This is a genomic window from Rhodococcus sp. 14-2470-1a (assembly GCF_002259425.1).
In the GTDB taxonomy this organism is placed as follows: Bacteria; Actinomycetota; Actinomycetes; order Mycobacteriales; family Mycobacteriaceae; genus Rhodococcoides; species Rhodococcoides fascians_E.
In genome coordinates this window covers 1-23,636 of record NZ_NPFZ01000044.1, presented here as the reverse complement: position 1 = coordinate 23,636, position 23,636 = coordinate 1, and the positions used below count along the sequence as shown (strand labels likewise).

Annotated in this window: 24 protein-coding genes and 1 riboswitch; of the genes, 15 read left to right on the top strand and 9 right to left on the bottom strand. The window is 66.0% G+C overall.

Annotated elements, in window-relative coordinates:
* Positions 1–281: 281 nt before the first annotated feature.
* Positions 282–758: a DUF6764 family protein gene (locus tag CH292_RS26105; RefSeq protein ID WP_019667995.1), complete on the bottom strand. Its 477-nt coding sequence runs from the start codon at positions 756–758 to the stop codon at positions 282–284.
* A 240-nt stretch (positions 759–998) separates the two neighbouring features.
* Between CH292_RS26105 and CH292_RS26100 the strand changes: the two genes are divergently transcribed.
* The gene (locus tag CH292_RS26100) at positions 999–1,940 is read left to right on the top strand and encodes a DUF4349 domain-containing protein (protein ID WP_020113415.1); all 942 of its coding nucleotides are present in this window, start codon (positions 999–1,001) and stop codon (positions 1,938–1,940) included.
* A 54-nt stretch (positions 1,941–1,994) separates the two neighbouring features.
* On the opposite strand, the gene CH292_RS26095 is transcribed toward CH292_RS26100, so the two are convergent.
* Positions 1,995–2,459, bottom strand: coding sequence for a tRNA (cytidine(34)-2'-O)-methyltransferase (locus CH292_RS26095; protein WP_026348292.1), 465 nt, complete (start codon positions 2,457–2,459; stop codon positions 1,995–1,997).
* A gap of 33 nt (positions 2,460–2,492) precedes the next feature.
* Here CH292_RS26095 and CH292_RS26090 point away from each other — a divergent pair, with 33 nt between their 5' ends.
* Genes CH292_RS26090 through CH292_RS26080 form a run of 3 tightly spaced genes read left to right on the top strand, consistent with a single transcriptional unit; the run spans position 2,493 to position 4,281 of the window.
* A complete protein-coding gene (locus CH292_RS26090; RefSeq protein ID WP_094656100.1) occupies positions 2,493–3,101 on the top strand; it encodes a pentapeptide repeat-containing protein in 609 nt (202 codons plus the stop codon).
* 37 nt (positions 3,102–3,138) lie between these two features.
* Positions 3,139–3,999: a bifunctional methylenetetrahydrofolate dehydrogenase/methenyltetrahydrofolate cyclohydrolase gene (locus CH292_RS26085; protein ID WP_179278100.1), complete on the top strand. Its 861-nt coding sequence runs from the start codon at positions 3,139–3,141 to the stop codon at positions 3,997–3,999.
* A 6-nt stretch (positions 4,000–4,005) separates the two neighbouring features.
* The gene (locus tag CH292_RS26080; RefSeq protein WP_019667990.1) at positions 4,006–4,281 is read left to right on the top strand and encodes a DUF3017 domain-containing protein; all 276 of its coding nucleotides are present in this window, start codon (positions 4,006–4,008) and stop codon (positions 4,279–4,281) included.
* A 30-nt stretch (positions 4,282–4,311) separates the two neighbouring features.
* Here the strand turns inward: CH292_RS26080 and CH292_RS26075 are convergent, their stop codons facing one another.
* Together CH292_RS26075 and CH292_RS26070 are read right to left on the bottom strand one after the other, a co-directional pair.
* On the bottom strand, positions 4,312–5,460 hold the full coding sequence (locus CH292_RS26075) for a homoserine O-acetyltransferase (RefSeq protein WP_020113413.1): 1,149 nt from the start codon (positions 5,458–5,460) through the stop codon (positions 4,312–4,314).
* Entirely contained in the window at positions 5,457–6,794 is a 1,338-nt protein-coding gene (locus CH292_RS26070) for a bifunctional o-acetylhomoserine/o-acetylserine sulfhydrylase (protein WP_094656098.1), read from the bottom strand. The genes CH292_RS26075 and CH292_RS26070 overlap by 4 nt, the downstream gene beginning before the upstream one ends.
* 177 nt (positions 6,795–6,971) lie before the next feature.
* Positions 6,972–7,099, bottom strand: a riboswitch (SAM riboswitch).
* Between the two features lie 504 nt (positions 7,100–7,603).
* On the opposite strand from CH292_RS26070, the gene CH292_RS26060 reads away from it, so the two are divergent.
* Positions 7,604–8,752, top strand: a complete 1,149-nt coding sequence (locus CH292_RS26060) for an MFS transporter (RefSeq protein ID WP_033188525.1) — start codon at positions 7,604–7,606, stop codon at positions 8,750–8,752.
* 67 nt (positions 8,753–8,819) lie between these two features.
* On the opposite strand, the gene CH292_RS26055 is transcribed toward CH292_RS26060, so the two are convergent.
* Positions 8,820–9,674 carry an ABC transporter substrate-binding protein gene (locus CH292_RS26055; RefSeq protein WP_256978585.1) on the bottom strand — a complete coding sequence of 285 codons (855 nt, stop codon included), beginning with the start codon at positions 9,672–9,674 and terminating at the stop codon, positions 8,820–8,822.
* A 61-nt stretch (positions 9,675–9,735) separates the two neighbouring features.
* Between CH292_RS26055 and CH292_RS26050 the strand changes: the two genes are divergently transcribed.
* From CH292_RS26050 to CH292_RS26030, 5 genes are all read left to right on the top strand, one after another.
* Positions 9,736–11,415, top strand: coding sequence for a Mu transposase C-terminal domain-containing protein (locus CH292_RS26050; protein WP_094656096.1), 1,680 nt, complete (start codon positions 9,736–9,738; stop codon positions 11,413–11,415).
* Positions 11,416–11,419: 4 nt separating this feature from the next.
* Positions 11,420–12,358, top strand: a complete 939-nt coding sequence (locus CH292_RS26045; protein WP_094656095.1) for a TniB family NTP-binding protein — start codon at positions 11,420–11,422, stop codon at positions 12,356–12,358.
* Positions 12,355–13,587, top strand: a complete 1,233-nt coding sequence (locus CH292_RS26040) for a TniQ family protein (protein ID WP_094656094.1) — start codon at positions 12,355–12,357, stop codon at positions 13,585–13,587. The genes CH292_RS26045 and CH292_RS26040 overlap by 4 nt, the downstream gene beginning before the upstream one ends.
* A gap of 205 nt (positions 13,588–13,792) precedes the next feature.
* Entirely contained in the window at positions 13,793–14,959 is a 1,167-nt protein-coding gene (locus CH292_RS26035) for a site-specific integrase (RefSeq protein WP_094656093.1), read from the top strand.
* Complete coding sequence (locus CH292_RS26030; protein WP_094656092.1) at positions 14,956–16,011, top strand: hypothetical protein; 1,056 nt, start codon at positions 14,956–14,958, stop codon at positions 16,009–16,011. The genes CH292_RS26035 and CH292_RS26030 overlap by 4 nt, the downstream gene beginning before the upstream one ends.
* A gap of 54 nt (positions 16,012–16,065) precedes the next feature.
* On the opposite strand, the gene CH292_RS26025 is transcribed toward CH292_RS26030, so the two are convergent.
* The 4 genes from CH292_RS26025 to CH292_RS26010 all read right to left on the bottom strand — a co-directional run bounded on the left by CH292_RS26025 (position 16,066) and on the right by CH292_RS26010 (position 19,610).
* Positions 16,066–16,668 carry a cadmium resistance transporter gene (locus CH292_RS26025; RefSeq protein ID WP_068049656.1) on the bottom strand — a complete coding sequence of 201 codons (603 nt, stop codon included), beginning with the start codon at positions 16,666–16,668 and terminating at the stop codon, positions 16,066–16,068.
* A 94-nt stretch (positions 16,669–16,762) separates the two neighbouring features.
* Positions 16,763–17,281: a signal peptidase II gene (gene lspA, locus CH292_RS26020; protein WP_068049655.1), complete on the bottom strand. Its 519-nt coding sequence runs from the start codon at positions 17,279–17,281 to the stop codon at positions 16,763–16,765.
* Positions 17,278–19,233, bottom strand: coding sequence for a cation-translocating P-type ATPase (locus CH292_RS26015; protein WP_094656091.1), 1,956 nt, complete (start codon positions 19,231–19,233; stop codon positions 17,278–17,280). The genes lspA and CH292_RS26015 overlap by 4 nt, the downstream gene beginning before the upstream one ends.
* Positions 19,230–19,610, bottom strand: a complete 381-nt coding sequence (locus tag CH292_RS26010; RefSeq protein ID WP_068049649.1) for a helix-turn-helix transcriptional regulator — start codon at positions 19,608–19,610, stop codon at positions 19,230–19,232. Before CH292_RS26010 ends, CH292_RS26015 begins: the two co-directional genes overlap by 4 nt.
* A 326-nt stretch (positions 19,611–19,936) precedes the next feature.
* Here CH292_RS26010 and CH292_RS26000 point away from each other — a divergent pair, with 326 nt between their 5' ends.
* From CH292_RS26000 to CH292_RS25980, 5 genes are read left to right on the top strand one after another with little or no spacing between them, the layout of a single operon-like run.
* Complete coding sequence (locus tag CH292_RS26000) at positions 19,937–20,596, top strand: thioredoxin domain-containing protein (RefSeq protein WP_094656090.1); 660 nt, start codon at positions 19,937–19,939, stop codon at positions 20,594–20,596.
* Positions 20,571–21,209: a vitamin K epoxide reductase family protein gene (locus CH292_RS25995; RefSeq protein WP_068049645.1), complete on the top strand. Its 639-nt coding sequence runs from the start codon at positions 20,571–20,573 to the stop codon at positions 21,207–21,209. The genes CH292_RS26000 and CH292_RS25995 overlap by 26 nt, the downstream gene beginning before the upstream one ends.
* Positions 21,210–21,264: 55 nt before the next feature.
* Positions 21,265–21,891 carry a TlpA disulfide reductase family protein gene (locus CH292_RS25990; RefSeq protein WP_068049644.1) on the top strand — a complete coding sequence of 209 codons (627 nt, stop codon included), beginning with the start codon at positions 21,265–21,267 and terminating at the stop codon, positions 21,889–21,891.
* Between the two features lie 44 nt (positions 21,892–21,935).
* On the top strand, positions 21,936–22,520 hold the full coding sequence (locus CH292_RS25985) for a TlpA disulfide reductase family protein (RefSeq protein WP_068049643.1): 585 nt from the start codon (positions 21,936–21,938) through the stop codon (positions 22,518–22,520).
* A complete protein-coding gene (locus CH292_RS25980; protein WP_068049642.1) occupies positions 22,517–23,332 on the top strand; it encodes a cytochrome c biogenesis CcdA family protein in 816 nt (271 codons plus the stop codon). The genes CH292_RS25985 and CH292_RS25980 overlap by 4 nt, the downstream gene beginning before the upstream one ends.
* The last annotated feature ends 304 nt before the right edge of the window (positions 23,333–23,636 follow it).

Below are 23,636 nucleotides of genomic sequence, written 5' to 3'. Positions count from 1 at the left end.
CAACACCTTGGGATCAGTGGTCGTAATCGCCTTGTGAACGAACGAACCCTTAGGTCCCATCCGCGGCGGAAAAGGCCGAGCCGCCGTCACAGCGGGAGTGGGCCTAGGCGCTAGGGCAGTCACACAGTCCTCCTGAAGATGCGAGTGGAGTCATCGTAAACCCGCAACGGCTCGGGTACTACCTTTGGTCGTAGTTCGTTGCGGCGGAGTCGTGTATCTCGACGAAAAATCCCGCCACCAACGACGGTGGCGGGATTTCACGACGACTGTGTCGGTGAGCGTCAGTTGCCCAACGCGCAGAACTGGCCCGAGGACAGGTTGAGGGCGAGCGACCACTGGCCGACGCAATCGACGCCTGCGGCTTCGGCGGTTGCTCCCGAACCCCAACCCGCGATGGCGATGGTGGTTCCGCCGTTGTCCGCCCAGGAATGCGCGATTCCGCCGCCGATGGCTCCGGCGTACGCGGTGCCTCCGGCGCGCGAGGCTCCGAGTGCCGTGCCGTAGCCGGTTGCCAACGTGGAGGTGCTGCCCGCGCCCTCGGCGACGCTGACGGCGGTGCCGCTGTCGGTTGCGGTTGCGGTAGCGCGTGACGCGTCCTGAGCGGTGGCGCCGCAGCTGGCGTAACCGTCGACCTGGATGTCGTTCGCGGACGGAGGGGACACGCACGTCACCGGTGCCGCGGAGGCCACGCCGGCGCCGGCGAAACCAGCAGCGACGATGCCGCCACCGACAGCGAAAGCTGCTGCAGCACGGGACATTCGACTACTGGAGCGGAAGGAGGAGCCATCCTGGGGCGAGCGGCGGAGCAGAGAGAAAGACGGAACAGCGAACAACAGGGGGGCTCCTTCACGGAATCTTGCAAATGGGTCGATGCGGCACACCGTACCCCGGTTCGGGCGTCAGGTCATCAGTGAATGTTCCCAATGGATGTAACGATTCGTCACCGTCGATGTCGTGGCCGTCTTCCGCATGTCGATGGTGCTCTAGCATCTTCGAAGATGAAGCGCAGTCTTGTCGTCGTTCTTGCCGGAGCGCTGGTGGTTCTCGCCGGATGCAGCGGGTCGTCCGACGGTCCAGCGGGTCCGCCGGCGGCGGATTCGTCGTTCACCTCGCCCGGTGTCGCGCTCGCGCCGGACTCCGGCGGAGCGGTGCGAGAGCAGGCGCCCTCGCCCGTCGAACGCAAAGAGGTTGTCACGGGCCAGATCTACGTCACCGCCGACGATCCCGTCGACGCTGCACGCGAGGCGGTCGGCGCGGTGGAGAGCGCCGGAGGCCGCATCGACAACCGAACCGAGAATCCAGCGACGGAGAACTCGACGGCCAGTAGTTCCATCACCGCCAGGATCCCCGCGGACGAGCTGACCGTGACCGTCGACAGGATCTCTGCCCTCGGCAAGGTCACCAGCGTCAGCATCACTCGTGACGACGTCACCATGCAGTACCAGGACCTCGACGCCAGGATCGCGGCTCTTCAGGCGTCGGTCGATCGGTTGCGGGCGCTCATCGCCGGTGCGACGAACACGGCCGACCTGATCGAAGCGGAATCGGCGCTGTCGAGCAGGCAAGGCGAGCTCGACGGGTTGGTCTCGCAACGCAGCTACCTCGGCGATCAAGTGGAACTGTCCACCATCACAGTGCAATTCAGCACCGACGACGTCACGCCGTCGCCCGGACCGGACAACTTCCTCGACGGCCTGGTCTCCGGGTGGAACTCGTTGCTCGACGCGATCGGAGACGGGATCGTTGCCGTGGGGCGTGCGATTCCGTGGCTGGGTGCGCTGGTGGTGGGAGCAGGTGTCGTCTACGCGGTGGTGCGGACGGTGCGTGCAGTCCGGCCGCGCCGGACAGTCGAGAAAGACAACAGCGACGACACGGATGCCGTCGGGACCGACGGCGTGGGGACCGACGAGAGCGAAGGCAACGCCGCGCCTCGGGAATGAATCCCTGTCGGTCTGCGGTGCAGCAGTACCGGACCGGAGTGAGTCGAGCCGGACTCACACCGCCCCGTCGAATCCGTGTTGACGCCAGGCCTCGTACATCACGACGGCGGCCGAGTTCGCGAGATTCAGCGATCGCCGCCCTGGGATCATGGGGATGCGCAACCGGTCGGTGACGCGATCGTCGCCCAGGACGTCGTCGGGGAGCCCGGTCGGCTCGGGGCCGAAGAGGAGAACGTCGCCCGGGAGGTAGTCGACGGACGTGTGGAATCGCGTCGAGTGAGCGGTGTACGCGAAGACGCGATCGGGCTTCAGTGCTTCCCACGCTGCGGCGAGGTTCTCGTGCACGGTCACCGATGCGAGGTCGTGGTAGTCGAGTCCCGCTCGTTTGAGTTTGGGCTCGGACATGTCGAAGCCCAGCGGGCCGACGAGGTGGAGTTCGCACCCCGTGCCTGCGACGAGGCGAATTGCGTTGCCGGTGTTCTGAGGAATCCGGGGCTCGAAGAACATGAGTCGAAACACCCGGCTCACTCTGCCACCACGCGTCGGGGAAGGATGGTGCAGGTGGACGAGGAACAGATCATCGGCGAGGACTACTCCGACAGCAGACTCGATCGGCAACGGTGGAACGGCCGAAGTTACGTGGCCTGCACCTTCCGGGATGCGGACCTCAGCGGCCTGGAGACGACGTCCGTGGTGTTCACCGAGTGCGACTTCACCGGCGCCGATCTGACCGAATCGGTCCACCGCGACGCGGCCTTCCGGTCCTGTACTTTCACTCGAACCAATTTGCTGCACTCCACTTTTCGCAATTCGACGTTCATGGGTTCGACATTCGTGGACTGCAGGCTGCGGCCCGCGACGTTCGACGAGGTCGACTTCACTCTGGCAGGGATGGGCGGCGCCGACCTGCGTGGAGTGGACCTGACGGGATGTCGATTCGTCGAGGCCAACCTCGTGAACACCGACCTGCGCAAGGCGACGCTCGTGTCGGTCGACCTCTCCGGCGCGCGAGTCACCGGCGCCAAACTCGACGCCGCGGATCTGCGCGGGTCGAGGGTAGACGGGGCGCTCTGGGTGGGGACCTCGCTCGTCGGCACGAAGATCGAGCTCACCCAGGCGGTGGCCTACGCGCAAGCGCAGGGACTCGCTGTCGAGGGGTGAGAAATCGGCCGGTGACAGACCTGGAACAATGTGGGTCGTGACTGCAACGATTCTGGACGGCAAGACGACCCGCGACGAGATTTTCGTCGATCTCACCGAGCGGGTTCGGACCCTGCGGGAGAACGGTATCGTTCCCGGCCTCGCGACGGTTCTCGTCGGCGACGACCCGGGTTCGGCCGCCTACGTGCGGGGCAAGCACAACGACTGCGCGAAGGTCGGGATCACATCGATTCGACGCGATCTCCCCGCCGACATCACCCAGGCGGATCTCGAAGCCGTCATCGACGAACTCAATGCCAATCCGGCGTGCACCGGATACATAGTCCAACTTCCGTTGCCGAAGCATCTCGACGAGAACGCGGCGCTCGAACGCATCGACCCGGACAAGGATGCCGACGGCCTGCACCCGATCAACCTCGGGCGTCTGGTGCTGGGCGAGGACGCTGCGCTGCCGTGCACACCGCGCGGAATCGTGCATCTGCTGCGTCGGTACGACGTACGGATCGACGGCGCTCACGCCGTCGTCGTCGGTCGCGGTGTGACGGTGGGCCGCCCGATCGGACTCCTGCTGACTCGCAGGTCGGAGAACGCGACAGTGACGCTGTGCCACACCGGAACTCGTGATCTTGCGGCCGAGGTGTCTCGCGCCGACATCGTCATCGCGGCCGCCGGTGTGCCGGGCATCATCACCGCCGACATGGTCAAGCCGGGTGCTGCGGTCCTCGACGTCGGCGTCAGCAGGACCGAGGATGGTCTGCGCGGCGACGTCGCTGCAGGCGTCGCGGACGTCGCGGGATTCGTCTCACCCAATCCCGGGGGCGTGGGACCGCTCACTCGCGCCTTCCTGCTGTCCAACGTTGTCGAACGTGCCGAGCGAGACCTCTCGGCGACGGTCTGACGTCGCATGGGCGCTCAGATCCGCAAGAACCTGCCACTACTGGCCGTGATGGTCGTCCTCGCGGCCGCGCTCGTGCTCGTGCTCGCGGACCGGTGGCGCCGCGGATCGTTCGTGCTGGGCGTGGCCACTCTTCTCGCGGCGGGTTTCCGGCTGTGTGTTCCCGAAAACCGCGTAGGGCTGCTCGCGGTACGAAGCCGTGGCTTCGACGTGTCCGCCCTCGCGCTGGTGGGCGGCGCCATCGTCTTTCTGTCGTCCTCGATCGACCCACTCGGTACGGACTGAGCGCCGCACCGAGTCGGTCGACTCCTGAGTTCAGACGTGGCGAGCAGCGCGTGCGTGCTGCATCGTCTCGCCGAGCAGCTTCGCGACGGACCCGGCTTCGGTGAGAAAGCCGTCGTGACCGTCTCTGGACTGAATGACTTCGAGTCCACGGCACTCGGGTAGACCGCGCGCGATCTCCTTCTGCTGACGCAGCGGATACAACCGGTCGGAATCCACACCGCCGACGATGGTCGGCACCGTCGCGCGCGCCAGGGCTTCGTCGACGCCACCGCGTCCCCGACCGATGTCGTGCCGGTTCATCGCCTCGCTCAGTAATACGTACGTGCTTGCGTCGAACCTGTCGGCCAACTTGTTGGCCTGGTGCTGAAGGTAGCTGTCGACGGCGTATCGGCCACCGTTCCACGGGTTCTCGTCGCCCTGGGGGTTGTTCTCGAACCGGAGGTCGAGCTCGCTCTCGGTGCGATAGGTCAGGTGCGCGATGCGACGAGCGATCTTCAGTCCAGCGCGAGGGGATCGAGCCGTGCCGTGGTAATCACCGCCCTGCCAGTCCGGATCCGACGCGATCGCTTCGATCTGAGTGGTCTGCGTACCGATCTGGTCCGCAGTGGCGCGGGCGCCGACGGCGAGTACGAGAGCGGCGCCGACACGCTCGGGATGGCCGACGATCCACTCCAGTGTGCGCATGCCGCCCATGGAACCGCCGACAACAGCAGCGAAGCGGTGGATGCCGAGCGCGTCCGCGAGCGCGACCTCGGCCGCAACCTGGTCGCGAATGGAGATGCCGGGGAATCGGCTGCCGTACGGCTTACCGTCCTCGGCGAGCGAGCTGGGACCCGTCGTTCCACCGCAGCCACCGAGGACGTTCGATGCGACGACGCACCACTCGTCGGTGTCTATCGGTGCGCCGGGTCCGACCATCCCGTTCCACCAGCCGGGCAACGCGTGATCCGCGTCGGCGGGTCCGCTGACGTGCGAATCGCCGGTGAGGGCGTGCTCGACGAGAACCACGTTGTCACGTCCGGGTGCGAGCTCTCCCCAGCGCTGCACCGCAACGGTCACCTGGGGTAGCGAGGCACCGCTCTCGAGGTCGAGCCGGCCGATGTCGATACTGCCGAGCCGTCCGTCCGGCGGCGGGAATCCCGCAGCCGGACGGACGTCGTGCACAGAGCCGATGGTCAAGACGCCGCCGCTGCGAATCCGGTTTCGAGATCGGCGAGAATATCGTCGATCCCTTCGATACCCACAGCGAGCCTGACCAGGCCCGGAGTGACGCCCGAGGCCAGCTGCTCCTCCGGCGTCAACTGCGAATGTGTGGTCGAGGCGGGGTGAATGACGAGTGAACGCACATCACCGATGTTAGCCACATGGCTGTGAAGGCTCAGCGCGTTGACGAACTTCTTGCCGGCGTCGACGCCGCCCTTCAGCTCGAACGCGATGATGGCGCCCTGGCCCTTCGGTGCAAGTTCCTGGCCGCGGCCGTACCACGGCGAGGACTTCAGACCCGCGTAGTTGATGGACTCCACCTCGTCCCGCGCCTTGAGGAACGCCGCCACCTTCTGTGCGTTCTCGACGTGACGTTCGATGCGCAGACTCAACGTCTCGAGCCCCTGGCTGATGAGGAACGCGTTGAACGGAGACACGGCCGCGCCGACATCACGCAGCAACTGGACGCGGGCCTTGAGCGCGAACGCAGGAGCACCGAGGTCCGCGAACACGACGCCGTGATAGCTGGGATCGGCCGTCGTGAAGTTGGTGTGGCGCCCCTGCGTCCAATCGAAGGTGCCACCGTCGACGATGACGCCCGCGATGGCGGTGCCGTGCCCACCGAGGTACTTCGTCGCCGAATGCACGACGATGTCCGCGCCGTGCTTCAGCGGCTGGATGAGATACGGAGTCGCGACGGTGTTGTCGACGATGAGCGGAATCCCGTTCTCGTGCGCCACGGCGGAGATACCGGGGATGTCGAGAATGTCGTTCTTCGGGTTGGAGATGGTCTCGCCGTAGAACGCTTTGGTGTTCGGGGTGATGGCTGCGCGCCACTGCTCGAGATCGTCCGGATCCTCGACGAACGTGACCTGCACACCGAACTTCGGAAGCGTGTAGTGAAACAGGTTGTACGTTCCGCCGTACAGACGAGGGCTGGAGACGATGTGATCGCCCGCTTCCGCGAGGTTGAGGATCGCGAACGTCTCGGCGGCCTGCCCGGACGCCAGGAGCAGCGCGGCGACGCCGCCCTCGAGAGCAGCGATGCGCTGCTCGACCACGTCCTGGGTGGGGTTGATGATGCGGGTGTAGATGTTGCCCGGTTCTGCCAGCCCGAACAGTGCGGCGGCGTGATCGGTGTTGTCGAACGTGTACGACGTGGTCTGGTAGATGGGCAGAGCGCGCGCGTTGGTCGCGCCGTCCGGAGTCTGACCCGTGTGAATCTGCTTGGTCTCGAAAGCCCACGAAGCAGTGGGGTCTTCGATGGGGGCGCCGGTTGCGTCCACGACGTCAGGGGTGTTGTCGGTCATGTGAGTGATAACTCCGTCTTCGAAGGATGATCAGGTTTCGAATCGGCTCTCGTCCGGAAAGCCGGGGCGGGGCGTATCGGTACAACAACACATGATCAACCTCTTCCTGGGGCCGCCGACGTGTCGGACAACTCCCGGTCAGTGGGCCCACCGACATCATGTGACATCACCGTGGCGGGCCCGCGCTTGCTCGACGGCAACGCGTGTGCGCAGCCGACTAACCAGGTCTTCTCACCCGGGGCACCCCACCGCGGTTGGAGGGTTGCCGGCCAGCAAGCCGGGGCTCGATGCTGGCACTCATGACCTGGCGTGAATCCTAGCGGTGCGATCGACTTCGGGAAACAAGCAGTCCGGCCACAACACGCCTGCCGACGGCCGGGAGTGGAGCCTGCGGAACGAGCACGATGAAGGCCGGGAGTGGAGCCTGCGGAACGAGCACGATGAAGGCCGGGAGTGGAGCCTGCGGAACGAGCACGATGAAGGCCGGGAGTGGAGCCTGCGGAATGAGCACTATAAAGGTAGTAGTGGGGCCTGCGGATCGACCGTTGGACGGCGGCGTGAGCACTATCACCGCCGGAGGATTCGAAAATCGCTTGTGCCGGGGATGACAATTGACGCCTGGGACGTTGCCGATCCAGTCCGTCCTTTTTCTTCTTGATCGATCCCGAAACCCCGAAACCCCGAAAGGTCGTTGTGCCGTGTCTGTCACCGATTCCGCCCTCGCCAGGAATGTCGGCGCCGTGCGTTCGAAGGTGTCGAGCGGCCTGAGTACCAGTAACCGTCCGCACTCCACGCGGAGACGGTTCGCGATGTTCGCCCTGTCGATCGGTGGGTTCGGTATCGGGACCACCGAGTTCGCGTCGATGGGTCTGCTTCCCGACGTGGCGTCGAGCATGGGTATCTCCGAGCCCTCGGCCGGTCACATGATCTCGGCGTACGCCCTCGGCGTCGTCGTCGGTGCGCCCGCGATCGCGACGCTGGCCGCGCGTGTACCGCGTCGAGCACTGTTGATCGCTCTGATGGTGGCGTTCACTCTCGGCAACCTCGGTACCGTGTTCGCTCCCAGTTTCAACGAATTGGTCGCGTCCAGGTTCGTCGCGGGCTTGCCTCACGGTGCGTACTTCGGTATCGCGGCGCTCGTCGCGGCGCATCTCGCCGAGCCGGGCAAGCGCGCCAAAGCTGTTGCGATGGTCATGATGGGGCTCTCGATAGCCAACGTCGTCGGTGTCCCCGCAGCTACCTGGCTCGGGCAACTTCTCGGCTGGCGCAGTGCGTTCGCCGTCGTCGGGGTGATCGGTGCACTCACCGTCACCGCCTTGATCATGTGGATGCCTCGTCTCGACGGCATGCCGACCACCAATCCGATCACCGAGCTCGGTGCACTTCGCCGCAGCCAGGTGTGGATGACGCTGTTCGTCGGCATGGTCGGCTTCGGTGGCATGTTCGCCGTGTACACCTATATCTCGTCGACGCTGACCGATGTCGCGGGACTGGCACGCACTCTGGTGCCGGTCGCGCTGATGATCTACGGCCTCGGCATGGTTGCCGGCAACTACTTCGGCGGATGGCTCGCGGACCGCTTCAAGCTGAAGGGAACGTTCTTCGGGCTGGCATCGATGGCTGTGTTCCTGGCTGCGTTCGTTCTGGCCGCACACAACCCGATCAGCGCGCTGATCCTGGTGTTCCTGATCGGCGCGTCGGGCTCGTCGGTGATCCCCGGACTGCAGACCCGGTTGATGGACGTCGCCGAGGACGCTCAGACACTGGCGGCGTCGCTCAATCACGCGGCGTTCAACCTCGCCAATGCAATCGGTGCCGCGCTCGGTGGTGCCGTCATCGCCGCCGGCTTCGGGTACACGGCACCCGCGGCTGCAGGTGCCATCCTTGCCGTCGCAGGCCTCGTCGTCCTGTCCATCGCGATGTGGATGCAGCGACGGACCGACGCCCGCGCTGCTTGATCGACTCGCCTGGATCTTTCGGTGCGCACCGCTCGGTGTGCGTCCGAGAGATCCAGGCCGAGGTCGGTCAACTCGTGGTGGTGGCTGCGCCGCCCCCGGCGAGCGTGCCGGCGAACGCCGGGACCAACTTGTCGATCACGTACGGCAAGCTCAGGACGCTGGTGAAGTAGATCGCGCCTGCTGTGACGCCATCGGTGAACACGAGCTTGTTCTCTTTCACCCGCTCGAGGTTCCGATACACCCGCTCCTGCTCGAGTGCGGTGCGATCTTCGGGCTTCTCGGTGCCCCAGAGCAGCACGTCGGCCGAATCGAGGACCGACAGGTTCTCGAGCGGAATGTATGCCTGGCCGCTGCCGTCCGCGGGTGCGAATTCATCGATGTCCGACGGCACGACGAACCCGAGATCGGTCAGAAAGTCCGTGCTCAAGCCGTTCTGGTAGGCGATGGCGTCGCCGTCGTAGATTGCGTTCTGCAGGAAGATCGCCTTGGTTCCCTCGAACTCCGGGTGCTCGGCCCTCGCGGCTGCGAACTTCTCGTCGACGCCCGCGATGAGATTCTCGACGTCGTCCTTCTTGCCGACGGCGGCGCCGATGCTGCGAGCTTGAACATCCCACGGTTCGAAGTACTCGGAGTACTCGCCGGAGTGTGCAATGGTCGGCGCGATCTCGCTGAGCCGGTCGTAGGATTCCTGATCCAGACCCGCGTTGGTCGCGATGATCAGATCGGGCTCGAGCCCGACGATCCGTTCGTACTGAAAGCCGTCGGCGATGTCGAGCACCTCCGGTTGTGCGTCGCCGAGCGCGTCCTGTGCCCACGGCCAGGTGGCGTACGGCTGCTCGCCGTACCATTCGGTTGTCAGTTTCAGAAGACGGCTGCACTCTTTGCAGGCGTTTCGAGGGTGAGTGCACGTGTCTTCTGACATTCTGATGTCAGAAGTGCGGTGCACGGTCGCGTTCGGCTCTCGGTGATAGGGGAGGCTTGTGATGGACCCCGACAAGCTCGCCATCGTGGAGACCGGTGTGCTGACAGCGTCGGGGGAGCGGTGGTCCCAGGCCGAGGCCCGTTTCGGTGTCCTGGCTCCCTTGCTGGAGATGCATCCGGTGCGTTCGGAAGCGGTCGACGCTGCAGCGCAGCGCTTGGGACTATCCAGGCGGCGGGTCTACACGTTGATCGGCAGGCTCAGGAACGGGACGGGGACAGTCACCGATCTTCTTACGAAGGTCTCGTCGGGAGGGCGTGGCCGCAGCCGAGTAGCGGCTGAGGTTGAGGAATTGATCGGCGACCATCTCACCCGATATTTTCTTCATCGCCAGAAGTTGAGTGTCGCTGCGCTGCATCGACGTATCGCGCTGGCGTGTCACCGCGCGGGTCTGCCAGTGCCGGCCAGAAACACCGTCACCGCACGAATCGCCGCCCTCCATCCGGCATCGGTGGCCAGGTCCCGCGGAGGACCCGATGCCGCCCGCCCGCGTCAGTCCGCCGGCGACGTTCCACCGACAGTTGCGGGGATTCTCGATCAGGTCCAGATCGACCACACCGTCGTCGATGTGATGATCGTCGACGAGTACGAGCGGCAACCGATCGGTCGCCCCTACCTGACGATCGCCATTGATGTCTTCAGCCGTTCCGTACTCGGGTTCGTCGTCACTCTGGAGCCGCCGTCGTCGATATCGGTCGGGTTGTGCCTGGGCCGCGTGTGCTGCGAGAAGCAGACATGGCTGGAGGCATGCGAGCTCGCTGAGCAGGTGCAGTGGCCGATGGCAGGGAAGCCGAAGCAGTTGTATCTCGACAACGCCTCCGAGTTCAAAAGCGAAGCGCTGCGCCGCGGATGCGCCCAGCACGCCATCACCCTCGAATACCGTCCTCCGGGCCGACCGCACTACGGCGGGATCGTCGAACGCATCATCGGGACGGCGATGACGGCGGTGCACGAGCTGCCTGGGACCACCTTCTCGAACCCAGCGGACCGAGGAAGCTACGACTCGGACAAGCATGCGGCGTTGACATTGCGTGAGTTGGAACGCTGGCTGGTCCTGGCCATAGCCGCGTATCACGCGAGCGTTCACGCAGGGATCGGGAACACTCCGGCCGCGGTGTGGGCCGGCGGGGTCGCCGCAGTTGGTCATGCCCCTCGTGTGGTGCTCGGCGAAACCGCGTTCCTGGTGGACTTTCTTCCCGTCATCCGGCGACGTCTGACGCGCACGGGCTTCGTCCTCGATCACGTGCACTACTTCTCGAACGCGCTCAAACCGTGGGTTGCGCGGCGAGAGGATCTGGGGCGGTTCGTGATACGACGTGACCCACGCGATTTGAGCAGAATCTGGGTCCTCGAACCAGACGGTGCCGGCTATGTCGAGGTGCCGTACCGGACGATGTCACATCCCGCGGTGACACTGTGGGAGCACAGAGCTGCTATCACCCGTCTCCGCGAACAAGGTCGGTCGAACGTCGATGAGGGCGCACTGTTTTCGATGATCGAGCAGATGCGCGAGGTCACCGACCGCTCGCAGAAAGCCACCCGCAAAGCCCGGCGCAACCGTGCCCGCCGCATGCATCTCACCGGCGCCGCGTCTGCGCCGATCCCGGCGATCTACCCGCCGGTGGAGCCTCGAGCGGACGGCGGCACCGCAACGCCGGTCTTCAGCGATATCGAGGAATGGTGAGCCGATGACCGCATCGACAGGAAGCAGCGACGAAGCCACCGAGTCGTCCGGTGAGGATTTGGGGCACCTGCGGGAGTCGGTTCGTCCGCTCGCCGCACTCGACGACGCGGACAGGATCCGGTTGATCCGGTCGGAGAGGTGGATTGGGTATCCGCAGGCCCGTACGGTCATCGACCATCTGGAGACGTTGTTGTCGTGGCCGGACCGACAGCGTATGCCGAACCTACTGTTGCTCGGTCCGACGAACAACGGCAAGTCGATGATCATCGAAAAGTTCCGGCGCACTCATCCGCCGATCAGCTTGTCCGATCGCGAGCAGATACCGGTGTTGTGCATGCAGATGCCCCCGGACCCGTCACCCGGCCGGTTCTACCTCGCACTGCTCACAGCGTTGGGAACACCGACCAGGCCCCGCAATCGGGTCCACGAACTCGAACAGCAAGCATTGATGCTGCTCCGCGTCACCGGCGTACGGATGTTGATCATCGACGAGCTCCACAATGTTCTCGCCGGCCGCGACAACGTGCGCCGCGAATTCTTGAACGTGCTGCGGTTTTTGGGCAACGAACTACGCATTCCTCTCGTCGCTGTCGGCACCCGTGATGCTTACCTCGCCATCCGGACCGATCCGCAGCTGGAGAATCGATTCCACCCCATCACTTTGCCGGTCTGGACCAACACAGCCGACACCAGATCACTGCTGGCCAGTTTCACCACGAGCTTCCCCCTCCGCAAACCCTCGCACGTGACATCACTGGAGATGACCGACTACCTTCTCACTCGCTCCGAGGGCACCATCGGTGAACTGGCAACGTTGCTCACTGCCGCAGCAGTGACCGCCGTCGACAGCGGAGAGGAAGCGATCACCTCATCGGTGCTCACGCGCACTCCGTACGTTGGCCCCACGGAGCGACGTCGCCAGTTCGAGCGCCACCTCGCATGAACGCGCGGCTCGCACCGATGCCCGATGGTGCGTACGTTCGCCCGTGGCCGCTGCACCCGCAGCCACTGCCAGGCGAGGCCCTCTCGTCCTGGTTGGCCCGGATATGCGAGCTGTATCCGCACATCAGGCCCTCTGACCTGCTTGCAGACCTCGAAATTGATTGTGCTGTCGGGGATCTCGACCGCTACACACCGGAGCCGATACTTGTCGAGCTGGCCGGTCGCGGCGCGGTCCCGGTGGAGAGGGTGCGGATGATGACGTTGGCGGGGTGGACACCGTGGCTGCTCGACAGCACCGACCCCGCCGACTGCGACTTCGACACCTACGTCCACCAGTTCTCGATCCTGCTACCGGCCGACCTCGCGAGGGAGGATCGACGACGCCGCACACCCACGAGCGAAGCATGGTTGCCGTGGGCGAGCACTCCGCGCAGTCGGGCATGCCCGGAATGTATCGACAGCCTCGAATCCACTGCTGATATGAACATGACTCTGCTGCATCAATATCCGGTGCTGAGCAGCTGCCTCGACCACCGTTGTCGACTCGAACCCTGCTCTGCGTTGCCTGGTCATGCAATTTTCTGGGATCAGGTCCGGTTCGGTTCGGACGAACGGGTCTCGCCCGTTCCGGTTCCCTCAGCGGTCACGGACCTCGATCGGCGCAGCACCGAGGCTCTGACGACGGGATGGGTGGAACTCGGCCCAGGCCGGGTACATGCCGCAGTGTGGTTCCGGCTTCTGCGCACCGTCGTCGACGAAGTGTCCACGCCACTGGTTCGCACCGGACGGTGGGCGACGAGGCTCGTTGCGATCTGGAAGGCCGCCGGTCGTTCTCGCCCGTTGCGGACCGCGTGGGTTCCGTTCGAGGACCTGCACTGGGACGAGCAGGCGACAGTCCTCGAGGCCGCAGCGATCGGCATTGCGATGGTCGAGAGCGGTGAGATCGATGCCGGCGGTGCGCACGCATCTCTGCTGCGCCCACGACCGTATGAGCCGGTCGATCCTGGGACCGCTCCGACGCGCTCGTCTTATCCCGCACCTGAGCGCGATTTATGGGCTGACGCGCACGCTGCGGCCGAGGCCGCCATCGCGGCAGCGCGCGTCGATCCCGCATCCGCCAGTTCGTTGTACAACTTCCTGCGCTGGGGGTGCCGCACCGCAGCGGAGCTGGATGAGACGGTGCAACTGTTCCTCGACCACGGGATCCCGCTGCACCATCCGCCGACATAGCTCTCGCCCGATGGAGCGGGGTCGTCCGCGATGCACGCGCGGCGATAGCCGAAGAGCCCTTTTTCGCGCCGGGGTCGTAGTCACCAACGTTATTTGTGCGGTGACCGACGAGAATTTTCCTTCCCGCACCGTCTCCGCCGAAAACCCTGCTCAGCGTGCTTTCTACCTGAGAAGGCTGTCGGGAGGGCTCGATACAGTCCTTGTCATGGCAGAACGGCAGCTCGGTGAGATCCTGGACGCGGATTCGGTCGTCCCGGTGAGTGGTGCGGCGGTATTTCCGGACCTGACGACCGACGTCGCCGCGCGGATCGAACGGTCGATGGCGTCGGCGCGGTCAGCGGGGACCCGCCGCGCCTACTCCTCGGCGTGGCGACGCTTCGAGAGCTGGTGCGCACGCGCCGGCCATCGTTCACTGCCGGCGCACCCCGCCACCGTCGCGGCGTACCTCGTCGACGCCGCCGACATGATCACCACGGACGGAACGCGCGTGTACGCGCCCGCGACGCTGGGGAAGTGGGTCGCCGCGATCGCCGATCGGCACCGCAGCGCCGGATGCGATAGCCCGTGCGGCCACGAGATGGTGCGGGCCACCCTCGCCGGGATCCGACGTGACTACGCCGCGGCGGGGGATCGACCCCGGAACCCGCGCGCACCGCTGGTGACCGCGGACATCACCGTCATCGTCGATCACGCCCGCCGCAGCGCGGACGGGTGGGCCTCGGAGGTGTTGGAGCGACGCGACTCCGCGCTGCTGTTGATGGGCTACGCCGGGGCGTTCCGGCGCAGCGAACTCGTCGCCCTCGAATGCCGCGATGTTCGGCGTGACCGCCTCGACGGCACCCATGTGCGGATCAGGCGCTCGAAGACCGACCAGGAGGGGTCGGGGGCGGTGAAGGCGTTGCCGTTCACCGACTACCACCGCACGTGCCCGGTGTGCGCGTGGCTCCGGTGGCTGCAGGTCGTTGCCGCGTTCGATGCGGGTGGACGGGTGGCTCTCATCCGATTGCTCACCCGCGCAACCGGCTTCGACGAGCACATGTGCCGAGGTCCGTTGCCCACCCCGAATGGTCGAGCGCCGCTGTTCCGGTCGATCCGCAAGAACGGCAACCTCTCGGCGACGGCGCTGTCCGGCGCGGCGGTCCACGCTGCGATCCGGCGGCGCGCCGCCGACGCCGGCTACGACGAACACGCGGTCGCCCAATTGGGTGGGCACTCGCTGCGCGCGGGATTCGTCACCCAGGCGTTCCGCAACGGGGCCGATGCCCACGCGATTATGCGCCAGACCGGTCACGCCACCCCCGGCATGGTCGAGATCTACGCCCGGGAGAACGCACCCCTGATCGGCAACGCCGTGACCAGGCTGGGCTTGTGAGCGCCGAGGGCGGAACAGCGGAAGACGCGCCCGACAGGGCGGGTCGCGACCTGTCCGGATCGCCGACGTGGGCGTTGTTCCGCGACTGGTGTGCCGCCACCGAGCATTCGGCCCTGCCCGCCGACCCGGCCACGCTCACCGAGTTCCTCGACGCCCACCCGTCCACGTCGTCCACGCAGCGCCGCCGAGTCGCCGACATCGACATCGTCCACCGACGCAGCGGGTTGGCCGAACCCGGGCACACGGTGACGACGCGGCTCGCGGTGAACGAGCGACGCCGCGACCGCACAGCGCGTGTCCGTGCGGCGGCAACGTCGATCATCGAGACCATTCCGACTCACGGGTGGCCCCACGGGATGTTCGGACGCCGAGACGCGTTGATATTGACTCTTCTCGCGTCCGGGATGACGCCCACCGAGATGACAGCCCTGCGGCGCGGCGATATTGGCGTGGAGAACTCGGACCTCGTCGTCTCCGGCGACCACCGGATTGCGGCACACCTCTTCGGCGATCGACCCGGACACGACCCGGTCGCGATCCATCGGCGGTGGGCGCAGGTCCAGTCGCTCCTCGACGCAGCTGCGACCACGCGCATGGTGGCCGCCGCCCTCGACCCGAACCGCACGCCTGACTCGTCGAGCAGCAGCAACTCGAACGACGCAGTCCCGGCGGCGCACGCGAACGACCCGCTCCTGGTGCGCATCGACCGCTGGGGCCACACCCCCTGGGCGCCGGACCCGCTGACCCGCAGGTCGGCGTCCGCGCTGACGCGAGCGCACCTGACAGGACAGTCGCCCACTCACCCCGGACGCATCACCGAACCGGGCGCTGGCCGCGACACCACGGTCGTCCACTCGGCGTGGGACGACGTTGTTCTCGACCAGGGCTACTACGTCCGGGGAACCGCGGCCCGCCGGGACGCCCACGAGCGACTCTCGGACATGGGTGCTCGACTCGACGAGGTCGAGGACCGCATCGATGATCTGCTGCGCCGGCTCGGCGACATCGACGTGGCCGCGCCGCACCCCCCCGCTAGGTGCACCCGGACGTGAGCCGGGTTCGGTGCCGCAGTGAGCCGCTGGAGTTGCCGGGCGAACAGACGTCGGTCATGACGCGGCGACGATGAGCCGGCCGAGGACACCGGATTCGAGCAGGATGATCGCACCCAGGACGATGAACACCACGGGTACGAGCCAGTGCTCGACCCGTTCGAGAGTGTCGACGACCTTTCTGCGAGTGCCCAACAGTCTGCCTGCGTAGCACCAGATTCCCACGCAGATCAGGAACACGGCGATGGTGACCGCGGTCTGTGGCGCACCGAGCGTGCGGAAGACCGGGGTGTAGACGGCGATGTTGTCGGCTCCGTTGGCGATGGTGATGGCGGCGACACCGACCATCCCTGTTGCCACCACCGGGGCCTCGTCCTCGTCGCCGCTGCGCAGGCCGCGGATCAGGCCCCAGACACCCAACGACAGGGGCAGCAACCCCAGTAACCCGACCCAGTCCTCCGGGACGATCACCAATCCCAGGGCAGCGACGACACTGATCGCGACGAGGGTGATCAGGCCGGCGTACTGGCCGGCAACGATCTGCCATGCCCGCGGCCGCCCCTGGCTGGCGGAGGCGACGAACAGCACGGTCAGCACGACGATGTCGTCGATGTTGGTGCCGGCGAACATCGCGACCGCCGCGGCGATGGTGGTGATCACTCCCGCACCGAGCGGCCACGGCGGGGCGGCTGAACGTCGTGTCCGGAGGGCTGGACCGCGGTAGAGGTGGATCGGCTGCGAGGCCGCGAGGCGGTCATCCGGATTTTTCCTGCGCGTGCGCGGTACGGGTAAGGGCCGCTTCCTCCCAGAGTATGGAGCCGATGACCAGTACGACACCACAGGTGAGGTAGGTGTCGGCGAGATTGAAGGTGGGCCACCAGCCGGTGTGGAAGTAGTCCGTGACGCGACCGTCGACGGTGCGGTCGATCACGTTGGCGGCGGCGCCGGCGACGATCGCCGACAGTCCCACAGTCCCCAACGGTGAGCCGGTGGGGACAGTGCGCCACGCGTACACACCGATGCCGACGGTGATGATGGCGGTGACCGCGATGATGACCCACGGCGGCAGTTGGTTCCCGACGCTGAAGGCGACACCACTGTTGTAGGCCAACTTCAGTTGCAGCACGCCTAGCTCGACGATGCGGCCGTCGGAGAGTGCGCGGCGGGCGACGGGGTCGCCCGCGAGTGCGACGCCGATGAGTACGACGGCGACGATCGTCAGGGTCCGCCGGGACCGTGGCGCCGAGATGCCCGGGGCTGCGTCGGCGCTCATATGCGGTCCTCGGCTGCCGTCGGGGCCGATGCGGGTGCCGGTCCGGTGGTCAGGGGGTGGGCGCGGCCTGCCCGGACTCCGTTGGCGATGACCACGATCTCGGCGAGTTCGTGCACCAGAACCACTGCTGCCAGGCCCAGAATCCCGAACAGGGCGAGCGGCATCAGAACGGTGATGATCGCCAGAGACAGCCCGACGTTCTGCAGCATGATGCGCCGAGATCGGCGTGCGTGGGCCAAGGCGTGTGGCAGATGCCGGAGGTCCTCGCCCATCAGGGCGACGTCGGCGGTTTCGATGGCCACGTCGGTTCCCATGGCTCCCATGGCGATACCGAGGTCGGCGGTGGCCAGTGCGGGGGCGTCGTTGACACCGTCGCCGACCATCGCGGTCGACCGTCGGACCTTCAGGTCGCTGATGATGGCTGCCTTGTCCTCCGGTCGCAGGTCCGCATGGACCTCCTCGATGCCGACATCGGCGGCCAACGCTCGGGCGGTGCGTTCGTTGTCCCCGGTCAGCATCGCGACGTGGTATCCGTCACGGCGGAGACCGGCGACGACCTCCGCGGCTTCGGGTCGCAGTTCGTCGCGGACCGCGATCGCGCCGAGTGTTCGGCCGTCCTGCTCGATGAGCACGGCGGTGGCTCCGGCGCGCTGCATCCGTTCCACCTCTGCCGCCAGCGGGCCGGGCTCGATCCAGCCCGGCCGTCCGAGCCGGACGTCGGAACCGCGCAGGCGGCCGGTGAGGCCGGCGCCGGTGACGGACTCGACGTCCTCGGCGGGGGTGTGGTCGTCGACGGCGGCGAGGATCGCCGCGGCCAGGGGGTGCTCGCTGCGCACCTCGAGCGCCGCGGCCACCGCGAGGACCTGTTCGCGGGTCGCGCCGTTCACGGTGGCGACGTCGATGACGACCGGCTTGTTGCGGGTCAGGGTGCCGGTCTTGTCCAGTGCGATTCCGCGGATGCGGCCGAGGGCTTCCAGTGCTGCGCCGCCCTTGACCAGGACACCGAGTTTGCTGGCAGCGCCGATCGCAGCGACGACGGTGACCGGGACGGCGATGGCCAAGGCGCACGGTGAGGCAGCGACGAGGACGACCAGTGCGCGTTCGATCCATATCCGTGGGTCGCCGAGGAGGCTGCCTACAGCGGCGATGAGGGCCGCGGCGACCATGATCGCGGGCACCAAGGGTTTGGCGATCGTATCGGCCAGTCGCTGCGCCTCGCCCTTGCGGGACTGCTCGGCCTCGACGATCCGGACGATCTTGGCCAGCGAGTTGTCCTCGGCGCGCGCGGACACCTCGACCTCGAAAACCCCGGTTCCGTTGATGGACCCGGCGTACACCTCATCGCCGGGCCCTGCCTCGACGGGCACCGATTCGCCGGTGATCGCCGAGGTATCGAGCGCGGTGTTGCCACTGCGGATCGTGCCGTCGGTGGCGATGCGCTCGCCGGGCTTGACGATCATGATCTCGCCGACCGTCAACTCGGTCGGCGACACCACCTGTTCTCGACCATCTCGTCGGACGGTGGCGGTGTCGGGAACCAACGACAGCAGCGCCCGCAGACCTCGCCGGGTGCGGGCGACCGCGTACTCCTCGAGGCCTTCGCTGATGGCGAACAGGAACGCGAGCATCGCAGCCTCGCCGACCTCACCGAGGATCACGGCGCCGACCGCCGCGATGGTCATGAGGGTGCCGACGCCGATCTTGCCGCGGGCGAGCCGCTTCAGGGTCGACGGTACGAAGGTGTAGCCGGCGACGATCAACGCGACCGATTCGAGTACCAGAGTGAGACCATCGGGACCGCCGGTCCAGCCAATGGTCAGTCCGGCCGCCAGCAGAGCGCCAGCGACAGCCGCGGCTCGGATCTCGGTGATCTGCCACAACCTGTCGGGTTCCTGCTCGTCGTCGCCGCCCGGGCGGGGCTCGTCGTGGCCGCAGCCGCACGCGTCGCTCATCCGGTCACCGCCGCTCCGGCGGAGTCCGTGCCGTAGTTGGGGCACAGTGTCACCGCGTTCCCGGTGGCGGTGAGGAGGGTTTCTGCCGAGGCGAGCAGATCCAACAGTTCCGGTCGGGCGAGTGAATAGAAGACCTGCCGCCCTTCGGGGCGACCGATCACCAACCCGCAGTCGCGCAGGCACGCCATGTGCGCCGACACCGTCGACTGGGCCAGCCCCAGCTCGCTCACCAGGTCTGCTACACGCGATTCCCCATCGGCGAGTCGGCGCACGATAGCCAACCTAGTGGCATCGGAAAGGCTGTGGAACAACGCCACTGCGGCATCGACCGTAGACCCGGTGCGGCCGACCGGACACGCCCCTCTATTGATCGTCATGCACCGATGATAGCACCGTATGGCAGTATGATCGCTCGTGGACGATTCGAGCGGCAGGGGCGGGACGAAGTGACACGCCCTGCGGCGAACGATCCGATGCCCACAACTACTATGGGTCGTAGTATTTCGACTTCAGGCTCACGCCTACGCTTCACGCATCGTCCGGAGGAATGGGTGGGGCCGGTCCGTCAAGGTCTCGATTGTTCTGATCGCCGCTCTCGCGGTAGCTCTCGCGTCGTTCGTTTTCTGGATCTCGAACAACTCCGGGCATCGGCGGCGGACGAGGAAGACGCTGGGGACCCGCAACGAATCGAGAAGGTAGCTGCATGAGCCGAGCATTGAAGATTTCCTTGTCCCTGGTGGTCGTGTTCGCCGCCGCGTTGGCTCTGTTTCTGGTGGTGGACAGATCGGGGTCACCGGACGCCGCGGCCGCTGAGCAGGCTGCCATCGACCCGGCTTCGATCGCGGTGCGCGAGAACAGTCATCGATTGAACTCGGTGCCCGACGGCCGGGTCACGTTCGTGGAGTTCCTCGACTTCGAATGCGAGGCCTGCCGGTCGGCCTACCCGGCGATCGAACAACTGCGGGAAGAGTACGGCGACCGGGTGAGCTTCGTGGCCCGCTACTTTCCCATCACCTCGCACTTCAATGCCGAACGCGCGGCGCGAGCAGTCGAAGCTGCAGCCCAGCAAGGCGGCTTCGAGGCGATGTATCAGCGGATGTACGAGACGCAGGCGCAGTGGGGTGAGCAGCAGGTTCCCCAGGACGAGCTGTTTCGCAGTTTCGCAGTCGAGCAGGGACTGGACATGAGCGCCTTCGATGCCGCCTACACCGACCCTGCGACACTCGACCGCATCGAAGCCGACGTCGCGGACGGGATAGCGCTCGGCGTGCAAGGCACCCCGACCTTCTTCCTCAACGGCACCAAAATCGAGCCCACCACCTACGGAGACCTCGCCGATGCCCTCGACGCTGCACTCGGCTGACCCCACGGCTGCCACCGGACCCCGTCAGGGCGGGCCTTTCGATCGGAGCCTGCCCTGGGTTCTGCTGGTGGGAGGGCTGATCGGACTGACCGCCGCATTCGTACTCACGGCGGAAAAGTTTGCTCTTGCCCTCGATCCTGCCTACGCCCCGACATGCAGCATCAACCCGGTACTCAACTGCGGATCGGTGATGAACACCGATCAGGCGTCGGTGTTCGGATTCCCCAATTCCCTCCTCGGGATCGCAGGCTTCGCCGTCGTGGCAGCAGTAGGTGCCGGCCTTGTCTCCGGTGCTGTGTTCGCGCAGTGGTTCTGGGGTGCACTGCAGGTCGGTGTCACTGCCGCCGCAGTTTTCGTACACTGGCTGATCGGACAGAGCCTCTACGAGATCGGCGCCCTGTGCCCGTACTGCATGGCAGTGTGGGCAGTCACCGTCCCGATATTCTGGTACGTCACCTTGCGGAACCTTCACCGCGCCGGGTCCACACCCGCTCTCCGGCAGTGGTCCGACGCTGTGCTCGGCAATCACTCCATCCCGCTGACCGTGTGGTTTCTCGCCCTGATCACCCTGATCGCACAACGCTTCTGGCCGTACTGGTCCACGCTGCTATGACCCGCCACGAACCGTCGGCCCCTCTGCCGCGCTCTGAAAAGAGAAGGTCGGGCCGATGACGCGCGGCTGGTCGATTGTCATGCTCATAGTTGTTGTCGCATCGATCGTCGCACTGTGGCCCCGGTCCAGCGCCGACGATCGAGCATCCGTCACGAACACCATCGTGCCGGTCGGACCCACACCGTCCAGCCCGCCCCACCCCGGCACCGCCACCGCCACCGCGGACCCAGCAATGTCGCCGTGCCCGGTTCCGGTGCCCGGACGCCGCGGACCACTTGCCGGGGTGACGGCGAGCTGCATCGGCGACGACGCCGAAGTCGACCTCGCCGACGCTCTGGGCGGTGAGATGACTCTGATCAATCTCTGGGCCTCCTGGTGCGCCCCGTGCCGCACAGAAATGCCTGTACTCGACAGCTACGCCGCCGAACCCGACGCGATCCGGGTCGTCGGAATCGACGTCGAGGACCGACCCGAGGATGCGGCCGCGCTGCTCACGGAACTAGGCATTCGGTACCCCAACTACATCGACGACGGCGACGTCCAGAACGCGCTGTCGGCTCCACCGGTTCTGCCCCTGAGCTTCCTCCTCACACCGGGCGGGGACATCGTGCGTCTGACCGACCCCACGGTGTTCGAGACAACGGATCAGATCCGCACTGCAGTAAAGGATTTCACCTCATGAGACGTCGCCGAGATACGTGGGTACGTACACGCCACCAGGTCTCGATGCCTGCCGCGGCACTAGCATCGATCCTTGCCATCGTAGTGGTGAGCTCCGGATGCTCCGTCGGTGCCGACGCCGCCTCGACCGGCGGTAGCTTCGACTTCGTAGCACCCGGTGGCCAAACCGACATTTTTTACGATCCGCCCGAAACACGGGGAATCATCGGCGAACTCGCAGGTCCCGACCTGATGGAGGAGGGCAGAAACACCGCTCTGTCGGACTACGACGGTGAGGTAGTGGTGATCAATCTCTGGGGTCAATGGTGTGGCCCCTGCCGCGGCGAAGCCGACGACCTCGAAGAGGTCTACGAATCCACCCGCCAGCGCGGTGTGCAGTTCCTCGGCATCAATGTTCGAGATCCGCAGAAGGACAAGGCGCAGGACTTCGTCGTCGACAACAACGTCTCCTACCCCTCGATCTACGACCCCTCGATGCGGACGCTGATCGCACTCGGCGGGAATTACCCGACCAGCGTGATTCCCTCGACGCTGGTACTCGATCGCCAGCATCGAGTGGCGGCGGTCTTCATGCGCGCCCTGCTCACCGAAGACCTCCTTCCCGTCGTCGAACGGATAGCGGCCGAATGACCCTTCTCGCCCAAGACATCGGGTCGACATTTCAGAACGCCGCATCGAGCGGCCCTTTGGTGCTGGCGATCGGTGCATGCATGCTCGCCGGACTGGTCTCGTTCGCTTCCCCATGCGTCGTGCCGCTGGTTCCGGGTTACCTGTCCTACCTGGCGGGCATCGCCGGTGCCGATGCCCGATCGCTCGAAACCCCGAACAGCACAGCGCCCTCGGCGCCGCTGGCACGCCGGTGGCGTGTGGCCGGCGCCGCGTCGTTGTTCGTCGCCGGATTCACGATCGTCTTCGTCCTCGCCACAGCCTCGATCTTCGGAGTCATCGGCACACTGCGCATCAACGAGCAAGTACTCCAACGCATCGGCGGCGTCATCACCATCATCATGGGTGCGGCCTTCATCGGGTTGATTCCCACCCTTCAACGCGACACCCGATTCGCACCCCAACAGATCTCCTCGCTCGCGGGCGCACCGCTACTCGGTGGTGTGTTCGCTCTCGGTTGGACACCATGTTTGGGTCCGACTCTGGCAGGAGTGATCTCCGTTGCGGCAGGCACCGAAGGTGCAACCGCAGCGCGCGGGGTCACTCTCATCGTCGCCTACTGTCTGGGACTGGGCCTGCCGTTCGTCGTCCTTGCGTTCGGCTCGAGTTCGGCGATGCGCAGCGTCGGGTGGCTTCGGAGGAACTCCCAGAAGATCAAGACAGCGGGCGGCATCATCATGATCGCCGTCGGCGTCGCGCTCCTGACAGGCGCATGGGGGCTGTTCATCGCCTGGATACGCAACGAATTCGTCACTGCCGTCGTGTTGCCTATCTGAGGTAAGTGTGGAGTGTCGCCAACCCCCGTTTGCGAAGTTCGGGTGCCCGAACTATTTTCAGGGTCGCATTGATCTATCTGACCGTGATCTGACTGTCGGTGCCGCAGGCCTGCCGGCCCGAAACGCGTCCGATGGTCGTCGGGTGCCCGAGAGTACGGTCCCGCCCTGCACGACAACTTCACCCTCGCACGGGTAGAACGAGACGTGTCAATGGCCAAGATGAAGTCCCCGCTGGTGGCCAAGTAAAAGTCCCCACCCCGTGTTGATGTTTCCGGTTGGTCAGGGGCGGTCCTTTCGGTGTTGT

Coding starts and splice junctions, on each gene's coding strand:
- CH292_RS26090 (WP_094656100.1), top strand. CDS start 2,493: ATGGTGCAGGTGGACGAGGAACAGATCATCGGCGAGGACTACTCCGAC.
- CH292_RS25995 (WP_068049645.1), top strand. CDS start 20,571: ATGCCCTCGACGCTGCACTCGGCTGACCCCACGGCTGCCACCGGACCC.
- CH292_RS26080 (WP_019667990.1), top strand. CDS start 4,006: ATGGGCGCTCAGATCCGCAAGAACCTGCCACTACTGGCCGTGATGGTC.
- CH292_RS26050 (WP_094656096.1), top strand. CDS start 9,736: ATGGACCCCGACAAGCTCGCCATCGTGGAGACCGGTGTGCTGACAGCG.
- CH292_RS26015 (WP_094656091.1), bottom strand. CDS start 19,233: ATGAGCGACGCGTGCGGCTGCGGCCACGACGAGCCCCGCCCGGGCGGC.
- CH292_RS26010 (WP_068049649.1), bottom strand. CDS start 19,610: ATGACGATCAATAGAGGGGCGTGTCCGGTCGGCCGCACCGGGTCTACG.
- CH292_RS25990 (WP_068049644.1), top strand. CDS start 21,265: ATGACGCGCGGCTGGTCGATTGTCATGCTCATAGTTGTTGTCGCATCG.
- CH292_RS26100 (WP_020113415.1), top strand. CDS start 999: ATGAAGCGCAGTCTTGTCGTCGTTCTTGCCGGAGCGCTGGTGGTTCTC.
- CH292_RS26000 (WP_094656090.1), top strand. CDS start 19,937: ATGAGCCGAGCATTGAAGATTTCCTTGTCCCTGGTGGTCGTGTTCGCC.
- CH292_RS26055 (WP_256978585.1), bottom strand. CDS start 9,674: ATGTCAGAAGACACGTGCACTCACCCTCGAAACGCCTGCAAAGAGTGC.
- CH292_RS26040 (WP_094656094.1), top strand. CDS start 12,355: ATGAACGCGCGGCTCGCACCGATGCCCGATGGTGCGTACGTTCGCCCG.
- CH292_RS25980 (WP_068049642.1), top strand. CDS start 22,517: ATGACCCTTCTCGCCCAAGACATCGGGTCGACATTTCAGAACGCCGCA.
- CH292_RS26105 (WP_019667995.1), bottom strand. CDS start 758: ATGTCCCGTGCTGCAGCAGCTTTCGCTGTCGGTGGCGGCATCGTCGCT.
- CH292_RS26070 (WP_094656098.1), bottom strand. CDS start 6,794: ATGACCGACAACACCCCTGACGTCGTGGACGCAACCGGCGCCCCCATC.
- CH292_RS26035 (WP_094656093.1), top strand. CDS start 13,793: ATGGCAGAACGGCAGCTCGGTGAGATCCTGGACGCGGATTCGGTCGTC.
- CH292_RS25985 (WP_068049643.1), top strand. CDS start 21,936: ATGCCTGCCGCGGCACTAGCATCGATCCTTGCCATCGTAGTGGTGAGC.
- lspA (WP_068049655.1), bottom strand. CDS start 17,281: ATGAGCGCCGACGCAGCCCCGGGCATCTCGGCGCCACGGTCCCGGCGG.
- CH292_RS26060 (WP_033188525.1), top strand. CDS start 7,604: ATGTTCGCCCTGTCGATCGGTGGGTTCGGTATCGGGACCACCGAGTTC.
- CH292_RS26045 (WP_094656095.1), top strand. CDS start 11,420: ATGACCGCATCGACAGGAAGCAGCGACGAAGCCACCGAGTCGTCCGGT.